The organism is Ideonella alba, assembly GCF_018069845.1.
GTDB classification, from domain to species: domain Bacteria; phylum Pseudomonadota; class Gammaproteobacteria; order Burkholderiales; family Burkholderiaceae_C; genus Ideonella; species Ideonella alba.
This window is the reverse complement of record NZ_JAGQDD010000001.1, coordinates 783,012-796,344: the sequence shown is the minus strand read 5'-3', so window position 1 is coordinate 796,344 and position 13,333 is coordinate 783,012. Positions and strand designations below refer to the sequence as shown.

Annotated in this window: 14 protein-coding genes; 8 read left to right on the top strand and 6 right to left on the bottom strand. The window is 70.2% G+C overall.

Annotated features, from left to right (window positions below; genetic code table 11):
- Positions 1–19 precede the first annotated feature (19 nt).
- On the bottom strand, positions 20–232 hold the full coding sequence (locus tag KAK03_RS03475) for a formate dehydrogenase (RefSeq protein ID WP_210851771.1): 213 nt from the start codon (positions 230–232) through the stop codon (positions 20–22).
- A gap of 215 nt (positions 233–447) precedes the next feature.
- Between KAK03_RS03475 and KAK03_RS03470 the strand changes: the two genes are divergently transcribed.
- Positions 448–1,836 carry a sigma-54-dependent transcriptional regulator gene (locus tag KAK03_RS03470; RefSeq protein WP_310738452.1) on the top strand — a complete coding sequence of 463 codons (1,389 nt, stop codon included), beginning with the start codon at positions 448–450 and terminating at the stop codon, positions 1,834–1,836.
- 1 nt (position 1,837) lies between these two features.
- Complete coding sequence (locus KAK03_RS03465) at positions 1,838–3,826, top strand: cache domain-containing protein (protein WP_210851770.1); 1,989 nt, start codon at positions 1,838–1,840, stop codon at positions 3,824–3,826.
- Here the strand turns inward: KAK03_RS03465 and KAK03_RS03460 are convergent.
- Complete coding sequence (locus KAK03_RS03460) at positions 3,813–4,043, bottom strand: DUF1653 domain-containing protein (protein ID WP_210851769.1); 231 nt, start codon at positions 4,041–4,043, stop codon at positions 3,813–3,815. The two genes, KAK03_RS03465 and KAK03_RS03460, sit on opposite strands and share 14 nt — an antisense overlap.
- Positions 4,044–4,153: 110 nt before the next feature.
- Between KAK03_RS03460 and KAK03_RS03455 the strand changes: the two genes are divergently transcribed.
- The 6 genes from KAK03_RS03455 to mobA all read left to right on the top strand — a co-directional run bounded on the left by KAK03_RS03455 (position 4,154) and on the right by mobA (position 9,065).
- Positions 4,154–4,507, top strand: coding sequence for a carboxymuconolactone decarboxylase family protein (locus tag KAK03_RS03455; RefSeq protein ID WP_210851768.1), 354 nt, complete (start codon positions 4,154–4,156; stop codon positions 4,505–4,507).
- 147 nt (positions 4,508–4,654) lie between these two features.
- On the top strand, positions 4,655–5,161 hold the full coding sequence (locus tag KAK03_RS03450) for a DUF3305 domain-containing protein (protein ID WP_210851767.1): 507 nt from the start codon (positions 4,655–4,657) through the stop codon (positions 5,159–5,161).
- A gap of 6 nt (positions 5,162–5,167) precedes the next feature.
- Positions 5,168–5,764, top strand: a complete 597-nt coding sequence (locus tag KAK03_RS03445) for a DUF3306 domain-containing protein (RefSeq protein ID WP_210851766.1) — start codon at positions 5,168–5,170, stop codon at positions 5,762–5,764.
- Positions 5,670–7,832, top strand: a complete 2,163-nt coding sequence (locus tag KAK03_RS03440) for a 4Fe-4S dicluster domain-containing protein (protein ID WP_210851765.1) — start codon at positions 5,670–5,672, stop codon at positions 7,830–7,832. Before KAK03_RS03445 ends, KAK03_RS03440 begins: the two co-directional genes overlap by 95 nt.
- Positions 7,829–8,458: a TorD/DmsD family molecular chaperone gene (locus KAK03_RS03435; RefSeq protein WP_210851764.1), complete on the top strand. Its 630-nt coding sequence runs from the start codon at positions 7,829–7,831 to the stop codon at positions 8,456–8,458. The genes KAK03_RS03440 and KAK03_RS03435 overlap by 4 nt, the downstream gene beginning before the upstream one ends.
- A 4-nt stretch (positions 8,459–8,462) precedes the next feature.
- On the top strand, positions 8,463–9,065 hold the full coding sequence (gene mobA / locus KAK03_RS03430) for a molybdenum cofactor guanylyltransferase MobA (RefSeq protein WP_210851763.1): 603 nt from the start codon (positions 8,463–8,465) through the stop codon (positions 9,063–9,065).
- 16 nt (positions 9,066–9,081) lie between these two features.
- Here mobA and KAK03_RS03425 read toward each other — a convergent pair whose 3' ends face one another.
- From KAK03_RS03425 to KAK03_RS03410, 4 genes are all read right to left on the bottom strand, one after another.
- On the bottom strand, positions 9,082–9,702 hold the full coding sequence (locus KAK03_RS03425; protein ID WP_210851762.1) for a hypothetical protein: 621 nt from the start codon (positions 9,700–9,702) through the stop codon (positions 9,082–9,084).
- Positions 9,703–9,974: 272 nt separating this feature from the next.
- A complete protein-coding gene (locus KAK03_RS03420) occupies positions 9,975–10,631 on the bottom strand; it encodes a hypothetical protein (RefSeq protein WP_210851761.1) in 657 nt (218 codons plus the stop codon).
- Between the two features lie 277 nt (positions 10,632–10,908).
- On the bottom strand, positions 10,909–12,186 hold the full coding sequence (locus KAK03_RS03415) for a hypothetical protein (protein ID WP_210851760.1): 1,278 nt from the start codon (positions 12,184–12,186) through the stop codon (positions 10,909–10,911).
- A 188-nt stretch (positions 12,187–12,374) separates the two neighbouring features.
- On the bottom strand, positions 12,375–13,316 hold the full coding sequence (locus KAK03_RS03410; RefSeq protein WP_210851759.1) for a LysR family transcriptional regulator: 942 nt from the start codon (positions 13,314–13,316) through the stop codon (positions 12,375–12,377).
- Positions 13,317–13,333 lie beyond the last annotated feature (17 nt).

The following is a 13,333-nucleotide window of genomic DNA, read 5'->3' as shown; positions in this document are numbered from 1 at the left end:
GCGCGCAGGCGGGAGAGCTTCAGACCCGGGTGGTCTGGTAGTAGCGGCGCACGTGCTCGCTGAGGCGGTAACCTTCGCCCTCGGGCTCGGCCGGTTTGGCGGCCACCGGGGTGGCTTCAGGTCGGGCCAGCGGCAGCGCCGCGGCCGCGGCGGCCAGCGCACCGGCGGTGCCGGCGCCTGCAAACAGCGTCCGGCGCGACACCGCGGCCGGCTTGGTCTTGTCCTTGTCCATGATGGTCCCTTCGACGCTTGGCGCTATGCACAGAGTTGCATGGGTGTACCACATGAGAACTCAGTGCTAACCCTTTGAACATCCGCAGCAGCCCGGATGTGATCGGCCATTTTGGCGCGCCCCTTGCGACAACTTGTCGCAGCCGGCGCGCACAGGGTCTGCTTGTACCCCGGCACACGACCGGGTCCGGCGCCGGCTCCTAGAATCCGCCCGCCGTGATCGCTGCCACACCGACTCCTGCCGACGAACGTTGGCCGCTCGCCACCGTGCTGGTGGTCGACGACGAGCCTGGCATGCGCAGCTTCCTGCAGAAGACGCTGGCGCCGCGCGTCGGCCAGGTGCTGGTGGCCGCCAACGCCGACGAGGCCGACGAGCTCACCCGCCGCCACCGCATCGACCTGGTGGTGCTGGACATCGCCATGCCCGGGCGCGACGGCATCAGCTGGCTGCGCAGCCTGCGCGCCGAGGGCAACAGCTGCGAGGCGGTGCTGATCACCGCCTTCGCCGACCTGGACACCGCGATCGAGGCGCTGCGCGCCGGCGCCAGCGACTTCATCCTCAAGCCCTTCCGGGTCACCCAGATCCTCAACGCGCTGCGCCAGGGCCTGGAGCGGGCCGAGCTGCGGCGGCAGAACTTCGTGCTGCGTCGCAGCCTGTCGCAGCGCACGCCGGCCGCCGGCGGCCTGGTGGGCCAGTCGATCGCCATCCGCGGCCTGCAGGCCGCGATCCAGCGTGTGGCGGGGGTGGACAGCACGGTGCTGCTGACCGGCGAATCGGGCACCGGCAAGGAGCTGGCCGCGCTGGCGCTGCACCACCACAGCCCGCGCGCCACCGGCCCCTTCGTGCCGGTCAACTGCGCCACGCTGTCGCCCGAGCTGATCGAGAGCGAACTCTTCGGCCACGCCTGGCGCAGCAGCGACGGCACGCGCCAGCTGCACGACGGCCTGTTCGTCTACGCCCAGGGCGGCACGCTGTTCCTGGACGAGGTGGGCGAGCTGCCGACGGCGCTGCAGGCCACGCTGCTGCGCGCGCTGGAAGAGCGCCGCATCCGCCCCGTGGGCAGCGAGCAGGAGGTGCCGGTGGACGTGCGCATCATCGCCGCCACCCACCGGCCGCTGGCGCGCGAGGTCGAGGCCGGGCGCTTCCGCCCCGACCTGTACTACCGGCTGCAGGTGGTCGAGATCAACCTGCCGCCGCTGCGCAAGCACAAGGAGGACATCCCGGCGCTGGTCGAGCACTTCATCGGCACGCTGGCGCCGCAGCTGGGCCTGCCGCCGATCGAGGTCAGCCCCGACGAGCTGGCCTTCCTGGCGCAGTACGACTGGCCCGGCAACGTGCGCGAGCTGCGCAACCTGATCGAGCGCTCGCTGATCCTGGGCGCGCTCAATGTGTCGGCGCTGTACCAGGGCCTGGCGCGCAGCGAGGCCCGCACGCCGCCGCCGCCCGCGCCGGTGGCGCCGCTGACCACCGACCTGCAGACGCTGGAGAAGAACCACATCCTGGCGGTGCTGGCCTCGGTGGGCGGCGACAAGACCCGCGCCGCGCAGTCGCTGGGCATCTCGCGGCGCACGCTGGAGCGCCGCGTGGCCGAGTGGGGCGGATGAGGTGAGGACCGCGCTGCAGGCCTGGCCGGTGCGGCGCAAGCTGCTGGCGCTGGTGCTGCTGCCGCTGTGGGCGGTGCTGCCGCTGCTGGGGCTGGCGCTGCTGGTCTGGGGCAACGAGGCGCTGGACCGCCTGCTGGTGGCCAAGGTGCGCTCCGACCTGGCGGTGGCCGACGGCTACTTCGAGCGCATGCTGGCCGAGGTGGGCGCCAGCACCAACGCGCTGGCCGAGTCGCGCGTGCTGGCCGAGGGCCTGGCGCGGCGCGATGACACCGCGCTGGTGAAACTGCTTGGCCAGCTGCAGCGGCGCGAGCGCCTGGACCTGCTGGTCTGGCGCGACGCCAGCGGCCGCAGCCCGCAGCCCGGCGCCGACACCCTGCCGCGGCTGCCGCTGCCCGCCGCCGGCCGCCCGCGCGCCAGTGTCGAGCGCCTGGCGCCCGAGGCCCAGGCCGCCCTGCCCGCCGCGCTGCGCGAGCGCATCCCGGTGCCGCTGCTGCCCACCCAGAACGCCGCGCCCACCGACCGCCGCACCGAAGACCGCGCGCTGATGGCCATGGCCGTGGCCGAGGTGCGCGCCGCCGACGGCCGGCTGCTGGGCCAGCTGCAATCGGGGGTGCTGCTCAACCGCAACCTGGCCTTCATCGACCAGCTCAACGAGGTGGTCTACCCCGCCGGCTCGCTGCCCTGGGGCAGCCAGGGCACGGCCACGCTGTTCCTGGACGACGTGCGCATCAGCACCAATGTGCGGCTGTTTGGCGGCGAGGCGCACGAGCGGGCGATCGGCACCCGCGTGTCGGGCTCGGTGCGCGAGCGCGTGCTGGGCCAGGGCGAGACCTGGCTGGACCGCGCCTTCGTCGTCAGCGACTGGTATGTGTCGGGCTACCAGCCGCTGCGCGACCATGCCGGCCAGCGCGTGGGCATGCTCTACGTGGGCTTTCTGGAGCGGCCCTTCGGCTGGCTGAAGTACGCCGCGCTGGCGATGATCGGCTCGATCTGCTTTGGCGTGATGATCCCGGCCGGCCTGCTGGCCTGGCGCTGGGCGCGCGGCGTGGTGGCGCCGCTGGAACGCATGAGCGCCACCATGCAGCGCCAGGAGGGGGGCGACAGCGCCGCCCGCGTCGGCCCGGTGGACCGCGCCGACGAGATCGGCCAGCTCGCCGCCCACTTCGACCACCTGCTCGACACCCTGGCCGGCCAGACCCAGGCACTGCAGCGCTGGAACGCCGAGCTGGATGCCAAGGTGGCCGAGCGCGGCCGCGAGCTGGAAGCCGCCCAGGCCCAGCTGCTGCGCGCCGAGAAGCTGGCCGCGGTGGGCCAGCTCACCGCCAGCATCGCCCACGAGGTGAACAACCCGATCGCGGTGATCCAGGGCAACCTGGACCTGATGCGCGAGCTGCTGGGCCCGGCCGCCGCGCCGGTGCGCGAGGAGCTGGCGCTGATCGACAGCCAGATCGAGCGCATGCGCCTGATCGTCACCCAGCTGCTGCAGTTCGCCCGCCCGGGCGAGTACGCCGGCTACGTGGAGAAGCTCGATCCGCGGCGCGTGCTCGACGACTGCCTGGTGCTGGTGGCCCACCTGCTGGCGCGCCAGCACATCCGCATCGAGCGCGAGGACCGCGCCACCGGCCTGGCCGCGATCAACCGCCAGGAGCTGCAGCAGGTGCTGGTCAACCTGCTGGTCAACGCCGTGCAGGCCATGCCCGAAGGCGGCACGCTGACCCTGCGCACCGACGACTGGCCCGAGGGCCCCGGCGTGGTGATCAGCGTGGCCGACACCGGCGAGGGCCTGCCGCCCGACATGCTCACGCGCCTGTTCCAGCCCTTCGTCACCCGCAAGCCCGACGGCACCGGCCTGGGCCTGTGGATCAGCCGCAGCCTGGTGGAACGCTACGGCGGCGAGCTGCGCGCGGCCAACGTGCCCGGCCCCAGTGCCGAACTGAGCGGCGGCGCCGAGTTCAGCGTCTGGCTGCGCAGCGAACTCAAAGAGGCCTGAAGCGCGGCTGCGTCACGCCGTCCACCGTGATGTCCTCGAAGAACATCGCGTGCGGCCGCACCCACCAGCCGGTGGCGTTGTACAGCGGGCGGTAGACCACCAGCGGCTGCAGTGTCTCGGAGTGGCGGGCCACCCCGATCACCTCGTATTCGCCGCCCTTGTAGTGGCGGTAGCGGCCCAGCGGGGTGGCGGGCAGCGGGGGCAGGTCGTCGTCCATGGCGGGTGGGTCGCAAAGCCGCGCATCGTACGCGGACTCTGCGCCGGCGCAATATACCCACCGTGGTATTTGATAAGCTCAGGGTTATCGCTGAATCCTGAGGATCCCCCATGGCCGCCATGCCCGACTACACCCAGCTCACCGCCGCCGTGGCGTCGAACCTGCAGCCACTGCGCAAGGACATCGCGCCGGTGATGAAGGCCTTCTCCGAGATCGGCAAGGCCGCGCTCGCGCCCGGCGCGCTGGACGAGAAGACCAAGGAGCTGATCGCGCTGGGCATCTCGGTGGCGGCACGCTGTGACGACTGCATCGGTTTCCATGTGCGCACCCTGGCCCGCCTGGGCGCCAGCACCGCCGAGATCGAGGAAACCCTGGGCGTGGCCATCTACATGGGCGGCGGCCCGTCGGCCATGTACGCGGCCCATGTGATGGCCGCCTGGCAGCAGTTCAGCACGCCGACCTGAGGACCCCCAGGCTGGCCGCTGCGCGGCAGCTCTGACCGTCTTGGACGGCCCGGCGACGGTCAGACGCCGAGGACTTACCCGCAGGCGCCGTCGCCCCTTGACCCTGGCGACAGTTTGTCGGGGCCCGGGCAGCTAGACTGCCCCGCCATGTCCGACACCCCGCCGCCCGAGATCGCCCGCACGCTGACGCTGCGCGTCGCCGTGACGATGCGCCGCGAGCGTGCGCCCAACGCCTGGGAAGACTGGCGACACACGCCGCACGACGTGGCGCTGGACGACGGCACGCTGGGCCACACCCCGCGCCTGCTGCGCGACGACGGCCGCGAGCGGCTGACCTTGCACCCGGGCCTGTCGCTGCTGCTGCACGCCGACGAGGGCGAGGGCTACCACCTCAACCTCAGCAGCGGCGCGCCGGTGTGGTTTGTCATGTGGCGCGGCGCCGAGGACGACCCGTCCGAGGCTGCGCCCGAATTCGTCACCCTGTCCTACAACGAGGCCGGCCGCCTGCTCGATGCGCAGGAGCGCGTGGACAACGTGCCGCTGCCCGCCGAGCTGGTGCAGATGCTGCAGGCCTTCACCAGCGCGCACTACCGCCCCGAGCCCAAGCAGCGCCGCCGCCCGGCGTCGTTCCAGCGCCCGGGCGACCGGCGCTGACACGCCATGGCCAGCAACGACGACGGCTTCCTGTCGCGCTGGTCGCGCCGCAAGGCGCTGGCCCGCGAGGGCGTGGCGCTGCCCGAGCCGCCACCCCCCGCCCCACCGCCGCCGCCCGCCCCGGCACCGCTGACCCCGGTCGTGGCCGCACCACCGGCCGACGAGCCGCCCGCAGAACCCGCCCCGCCGCCCCCGCCCACGCTGGACGACGTGGCCACCCTCACCCCCGAGGCCGACTTCAGCCGCTTCGTCGCCCCCGAAGTCACGCCCGAGGTGCGCAACGCCGCGCTGAAAAAACTCTTCGCCGACCCGCACTACAACGTGATGGACGGCCTGGACATCTACATCGACGACTACGGTCGCCCCGACCCGCTGCCCGCCGGCATGCTGCGCCAGATGGTGCAGTCGGCCGCGCTGGGCCTGTTCGCCGACGAGCCGGCCGACCCGCCGCCGCCCGCCGCCCCTTCCCCGACCGCGCCGGCGGCCTCCCCCGCCGCGCCCCCCGACCATGAAGACCCTGATCTGCGACTGCAACCGGACGATGCCGCTGGACGCCCCGGCCCTGAGCCGGGCGCTGCAGACGAGCCCGACCGCCCGCACTGACGGCCTGGAGACGCTGCACCACACGCTGTGCCGCCGCGAGGCCGGCGCCTTCCAGCGCGCCGCGCGCGACGAGGGCGAGACCCTCATCGTGGCCTGCACGCAGGAGCAGCGCCTGTTCGCCGAGCTGGCCGACGCCACCGAGGGCGCGCGCCCGCTGGCCGAGCGGCCGATCCGCTTCGTCAACCTGCGCGAGCGCGGCGGCTGGTCGAAGGACGCGGCCCAGGCCACGCCCAAGCTGGCCGCGCTGCTGGCGCTGGCCCAGCTGCCCGACCCGGCGCCGGTGCCGCAGGTCACCTACCGCAGCGCCGGCCGCACGCTGGTGATCGGCCCGGCCGAGGCCGCGGTGGCCGCCGCCGAGGTGCTGGCCGCGTCGCTGGACGTGACGGTGCTGGTCAGCGGGCCCGGCGCGCTGCCGCAGAGCCGCGCCTTTGCCACCCACGCCGGCCGCCTGACGCGCCTGAGCGGCTGGCTGGGCGCCTTCCAGGCCGAGTGGGTGCAGGACAACCCGATCGACCTGGAGCTGTGCACCCGCTGCAATGCCTGCATCGCCGCCTGCCCCGAGGGCGCGATCGATTTCTCGTACCAGGTGGACCTGTCGCGCTGCACCAGCCACCGCGACTGCGTGCGCGCCTGCGAGGCCGCCGGCGCGATCGACTTCCAGCGCGACCCGCTCACCGTCAGCGAGCGCTTCGACCTGGTGCTGGACCTGCGCGCCACGCCCGCCTTCAGCCAGCACCAGCCGCCGCAGGGCTATGTGCATGCCGGCCCCGACGAGCGCCGCCTGAGCCGCGCGCTGCGCGAGCTGCCCACGCTGGTGGGCACCTTCGACAAGCCCACCTTCTTCCGCTACCAGCAGCGCCTGTGCGCCCACACCCGCAACGAGCGCACCGGCTGCAGCGCCTGCATCGATGTGTGCTCCACCTCGGCCATCCGCAGTGATGCGTCGCTCAAGGGCAAGGCGCCGGGGCAGACCGGCGGCATCATCGTCGAGCCGCACCTGTGCGCCGGCTGCGGCGCCTGCACCACCGTCTGCCCCAGCGGCGCGCTGAGCTTCCAGACCCCCGGCCCTGCCGACCAGGGCCAGCGCCTGCGCACCCTGCTGGGCACCTACGCCAGCGCCGGCGGCCGCGACGCCGCGCTGCTGCTGCACAGCGAAGGCGCCGGCGCGCGCTGGCTGGACGAGCTGGGCCGCGCCGCCCGCGTGGACCCGCAGATCCACGGCCTGCCCGCGCGCGTGCTGCCGCTGCCGCTGTGGCACAGCGCCAGCACCGGCGTGGACCTGTGGCTGTCGGCCATCGCCCACGGCGCCAGCCAGGTCTGGGTGCTGCTGACCGACGAGGAAGCGCCCGAGTACCGCAGCGCATTGCAGGAACAGATGGCCGTGGCGCAGGCCGTGCTGAACGGCCTGGGCTACGCCGGCACCCACCTGGGCCTGCTGCAGGTGCGCGACGCCCGCGATCTGGCCGCGCTGGACACCGCGGTGCAGGCCCCGCCCGCGCAGACCGTGCGCGAGCGCGCCCGCTTCGGCCTGATGGCCGACAAGCGCACCACGCTGGACGCCGCGCTGGACCACCTGCTGGCCCAGGCCCCCGCCGCCGTGCCCGAGGCCATCGCCTTGCCCGCCGCCGGCAGCCCCTGGGGCACGCTGGCGGTGGACAGCCAGCGCTGCACGCTGTGCCTGGCCTGCGTGGGCGCCTGCCCGTCGGGCGCGCTGAAGGACAACGCCGACGCGCCGCAGCTGCGCTTCACCGAATCGGCCTGCGTGCAGTGCGGCCTGTGCGCCGGCACCTGCCCCGAGCAGGCCATCACGCTGCAGCCGCGCCTGTGGCTGGCCGATGCCGGCCGCGCCCGCCGCCAGACGCGCGTGCTCAACCAGGCCCAGCCCTTCGCCTGCGTGCGCTGCGGCAAGCCCTTCGGCACGCTGCAGGCGATTGAAGCCATGATCACCCGCCTGGGCGCCCACCCGGCCTTCCAGGGCGCCGCCGCCGAGCGCCTGAAAATGTGCGGCGACTGCCGCGTCATCGACCTGCACAGCAACCCGAACGAACAACGGATCACCGACCGATGAGCCCCACCGACCAGCCGATCGCCATCGCCGGCAGCCCCGACGCCGAAGAGGTGGCGCGCGCCGAGCTCTACGGCCTGCTGGCCCGCCTGTGGCTGGCGCCGCCCGATGAGGCCCTGCTGCGCGAATTCGCCGTGGCCGTGACCGAGGCACCGCAGGAAGGCGGCTTCCTGGAGAGCCCCTGGCAGGACCTGGTGGGCGCGCTGCGCAGCGTGAACGTGGCGCAGGCCACCGAGACCTTCGACGCGCTGTTCGGCGGCGTGGGCAAGCCCGAGGTCTTCGTCTACGGCAGCTTCTACCAGGCCGGCTTCCTGAACGAGACCCCGCTGGTGCGCCTGCGCGAGGACCTGGCCCGCCTGGGCCTGACCCGCACCACCGACACCACCGAGACCGAGGACCACATCGCCTACGGCTTCGAGGTGATGCGCTACCTGATCGGCGGCGACGATGCCGCGGTGTGCAACCTCGAGCAGCAGCGCCGGTTCTTTCGCGCCCACCTGCAGCCCTGGGTGGCACAGCTGTGCGACACCGTGCAGGCCCACCCCGGCGCCGGCTGGCTGGCCGCGCTGGCCGGCATGACCCGCGCCTTCATCGAGGTCGAGACCCAGGCCTTCGACATGGTGGAGTGAGGACATGAGCAGCATTGCCCCCGAGGACATCACCGGCCTGATCCTGGCCGGCGGCCGAGGCAGCCGCATGGGCGGCGTCGACAAGGGCCTGCAGAACCACCGCGGCCTGCCGCTGGCCATGCACGCGCTGCTGCGCCTGCAGCCACAAGTGGGCGCAGTGCTGATCAACGCCAACCGCAACCTGTCGGCCTATGAATCCATGGGTGCCGAGGTCTGGCCCGACGCCGTGCCCGACTACCCCGGCCCGCTGGCCGGCTTCCTGGCCGGCCTGGAGCACTGCGACACGCCCTGGCTGCTGACCGTGCCCTGCGACACGCCCCACTTCCCCACCGACCTGGCCGCCCGCCTGGCCCAGGCCGCCCACGCCGCCAACGCCGACGTGGCCATGGCCGCCACCCGCGACCCCGACGGCACCCTGCAGCGCCAACCCGTCTTCTGTCTGCTGCGCGCCAGCCTGCTGGAAAGCCTGGTGCAGTTCATCCAGAGCGGCCAGCGCAAGATCGACCGCTGGACCGACCAGCACCGACATGTGGAGGTGGTGTTCGAGGACGCCGCGGCGTTTGACAACGCCAACACGCCGGAGGAACTGCGGCGGCTGCAGGGCTGACCCGCCGGCCGCGCGATCAGCCCCGCCGGCCCAGGTCCTCCAGGTTCCTGGACCGCTCGCGATCCAGCTCATCGGACAGCGCATCCCAGCTGCCGCGGTGCAGCGCGCCCTTCAGCACACTGCCCCCCAGCGCCCAGCACAGCGCCCACACCGCCAGCAGCACGCCCCACGAGATCAGCGTGCCCAACGGCCGGTAGTCGCCCCCCTGCCAGGCCAGCTCACCCCGCCGCCACAGCCACCCGCCCAGTACCGCCGGCGCCACCAGCAGCACGCCGGCCAGCGCCTTGCCCCAGGCCGGATACAGCTTGCCCAGCGGCGCCAGCACCGTGGGCAGCATGATCGCCAGGAACAGGAAAAAGCCCTCAGCCGGCATCACGAACCACAGCACCAGCAGCAGCACCGCGGCACCGGCCGCGACCATCAGCAGCTCGTTGCGCGGTGAGCGGCTGCGGCCCGCCTGGGTGGCCACCGCGGCAGACTGGCGCGCCTGTTCGCGCCGCTGCAGTTCCGCCTGCGCCACCTCGCGCGCCTGCGGCAGCAGGTCGGGGTCACTGAGGCGGCGTTGCAGTTGGGCGGTGGAGGCTTGGCGGTAGAGGGCTTCGAGTTGGGTTTGGCGGGGGTCTGGGGGTGGGGGCATGGGGGGACGCTAGCACCGATGGCGGAGGTAGGGCTGGGGTGGTTCAGGCGCGGTGTGGCTCGGTGTGCTCGGCGCCGCGGAGATGTTGGTGGCGCGTTGAACAGCCGCTTCAGACTGCGTGCAGCCGGTCGCTGAGGGCGGACGCATCCAGCTGCGTTCGAACTTGCAGTCCTACGAATTCGCGCCCAGCCTGCCCAATAGCGGCCGCTCGAAGCTGAAGCCGAGTACCCAGATGAAGGAGATAGGTTCGCAGCACACTCGTGCGCCTGTGGCTACCTTCCTGACGACGAACGAACCAACGCGGAACGAAACCCCTCGTCAGCGGCGAGATTTCGCAGGCTAGCGCCAAAGGCGTTGATGGCGAGGGTGTCGAAACCACCTGCTACGGTCTCTTGTGCCTCGAACGCCCCCTGAGTGGTCGCACTGAAGACAACGCGGCGTTCCGTGTTGCTGAACACCTCCCACTTGACCTCCACAAAGACGGATCCCTTGGCCACAGTCGGGTCGCCCACCTTCAGACTCGGGTGACCAACGAAGGGAAAGCACACGTTCGAGTGCACCTTCAGAACAGACGCGCCAAGCGTGTAATCCGGCTGTTCTTCCGTGAACACAGACTCTGGTGCCTTCTGAAGGCGATAACGAAGAGGTTCTAGCACCCCAGTAAAGCTACGCACGAGATTCAATCGCGAGAAGGGCAATACATCCGTAGCCAGTTGGCGCGGAGGAGCCTCTTTACACCACCAACCGTACTGCACGTTCGCAATGGAATCGGCTTGCTGCATCTTCGGTACCACTGGCCCGAGAGCAAGCACCCCAGTTTCAGTACCGACCGGAACGGCCAAGGGAACAAGAATCGCAGGGCGTTGAACCGGGGGGACAGCGCAGCCGACAAGGCTGAGAGCCAACAGGACGATCTGACCGAGTTTCATGATTGCCTTGACGAGCCTGACTTGAGTGTATGGGGATCCCATGACGACTTCTCTTGAGCATTTGAGCATGTGTCCGGGCCGCGAACAGGGTTGGCAATGCCTGGGACCAGATACGCGTCAACGGCCGCTCTGATCGCGACCGCGGGCCTATCGCGCCGCCACGCTGACTGGCTCGGCAATGCTTGGTCGGCGCTATTCGACCCATCTGCGACATTCGCTGTCGTGATCGCAGCGTCCGAGAGCGGACGGCCGACCGGCCGTCGTCTAACACCACCGCTCAGTCGTACGCATCAGCGCTACCGCCCACCTCAGCGATCAGGTCCTCCCAGGGCCACTTCACAGTGGCAAAGCGCCGATAGAGCAGGAGTTGTCGGTCGACAAGGCTGATCTTCTCGTTCTGCCCGTCGTAGGCCAGTACAAGCGAACGACCATCTTGGTCAACCTGGAGCGCTGCAAACTTCGCCAGCACTGAGCGCAGATTGGGAAGCTGCACTCGCGGCTCTGCGGCGTGCGCCTTGCGGTAGATATCTTTGGCTGGAATGCCGGCAAGTAGCTCTCCGTCGGTCGCTTCCATGATCACCTTCAGCGCGTGCGCATAAATGCCAGTAGCATTTTTTCGCTGCCGCACGCCTTCGCAGACCCTCTTAGCGAAGCTCTGATAGAGCTGGTTTAGCTGTTCAGCAGTATGCATGGCCGCGTCGGAAATCTTGTCGACGTTGTCCAATTCGATTTCCATACCGCTCGGGGCAGCATCATAGATTTTCAGCTCGTCGAGATACCGCAGGGCCAGCTTCTGAAGCAAGCCCACGCTTTGGTAGGCGATCTCAGCAAGTTGGGTCGAGACGGCGTCCGTAGGGCGAATGCTGAGGGCGGCACATCCCTTCGTGAACACCTGCTTGAGTTCAGCTTCACTCCAGGTGACGGGCAGTTCCTCAATCCGATCGGCCAAGTCCGAGTTCAGAGTGATCAGCATGTTGTCGTCGATCCACACGCCGACCACAACTACCAGGGTCTTGTAGTCCCACAGGGTCTTCAAGTCGAACGCAAACTTCTGCTGCTCAGTGATCGGCAGGTAGTGGAAGTCCTCGATGACCAGCTTTCGCCCAGACTCCCGAATCGTGTCCGATATGAACCTAAGGTCGGTAACATTGCGACCGACCACTGCCTCCTTCGTCGAAGTGTCGTTGCCGTACGTGCCCTCGGTCGACGCAGAGGCCTTCGCAAAGAGCGCGAAACCGCCCTCAACGGAGCCGCCAACTTTGCCACCCAGTTTGCTCGTGACCGTGCGGTCAACCTCCAAGCGGACGCCGAGGGCAGCCAGTGCGTCTCGGTATACGTCAGTTGTTGTGTACGACAAACGGCACTGCACTACGATGGGGTTGTCGAGCACCTTCTTGCGGAGCCATGACTTGCCGCACTTGGATGCACCACGAATCGCGATGTGCATCTGCCCACGATCGACGAGAGTTCGGAACTCCGAGTCGAGCGCGCCGCGGTCGATATACGAAGCGTCAACCACGTCCGACTGAATACCAAATACTTGGTGCGTTTTCATTGGCAGGATCCTATCGAAGTCCGTATGGTATTGCGGGCATGCATCCGGACATCAGTCGTTCGCGACCTGCCGCTACTGGCGGTCAGCAGCCAGCCCAATTGAGCGCGCGACAGTCGGCAACCGCTGCAGAGCCGCCCGTTGATCCCGCCGTGTCCTCGGCCACCCACAACCGGCCAACCCCAGCCGTACTAGGCAGCCACTGCGACCCCGTCTGCCCTCTCCCCATCCATCCTCCCCACCGCCCTCCTGAACGCATCCCTCAACCACACCAACCCCGGATCCTGCGTCTTGTACTTGTGCCACTGCATCGCCTGCTGCATGCCCTCGATGGGCAGCGGGGGTTGGCGGATGGCCAGGGGCCAGGTGGTGGCGAAGCAGTGGGCCAGGCGGGCGTGCACGGTGGCGACCAGGTCGGTGCCGCAGACCAGGGCGGGCATGGCGGCGAAGCCGTAGGACATGACGGCCACGCGGCGGGTGATGCCGTAGCGCTTGACGAACCACGATTCGAACGAGTCGCCGGTGCCGCCGGGGGGCTGCATGATGATGTGGCCGGCGGCCAGGTAGCGCTCGAAGGTGAACTCGCCCTGGGCCAGCGGACTGTGGGCCCACAGCAGGCAGACGAAGTGCTCCTCCACCAGCAGTTCCTCGGGGTGGTCGGGTGACATGAAGCCGCGGGGGATGACCAGCAGGTCGGCCTCGCCGCGCTCCAGGGTGCGCTGCGGGTTCATCACCTGCGGCAGGAACTCGAAGCGCACGCTGCAGCGCTCCTGCGCGCACAGCGCCAGCAGGTGCGGCGCGATCACCATCTGCGTGTAGTCGGACAGGCAGATGCGGAACAGCCGGTCCGACGCGGTGGGGTCGAAGCGCGGGCGGCTGGCAATGGTGCTGTCGATGCGCACCAGCACGTCGCGCACGGCGTCGTGCAGCGCCTCGGCGCGCGGCGTGGGCTCCATCTTGCGGCCCACCTGCACCAGCAACTCATCTTCAAAGTAATCACGCAGCCGCGACAGCGCGCTGCTCAGCGCCGATGGCGTGAGGTGCAGCCGCTCGGCGGCGCGCGTGATGCTGCGCTCGGTCAGCAGCGCATCCAGCGCCACCAGCAGGTTCAGGTCCAGTCGGTTCAAGCGCATGGCGTGCCGGGATAACC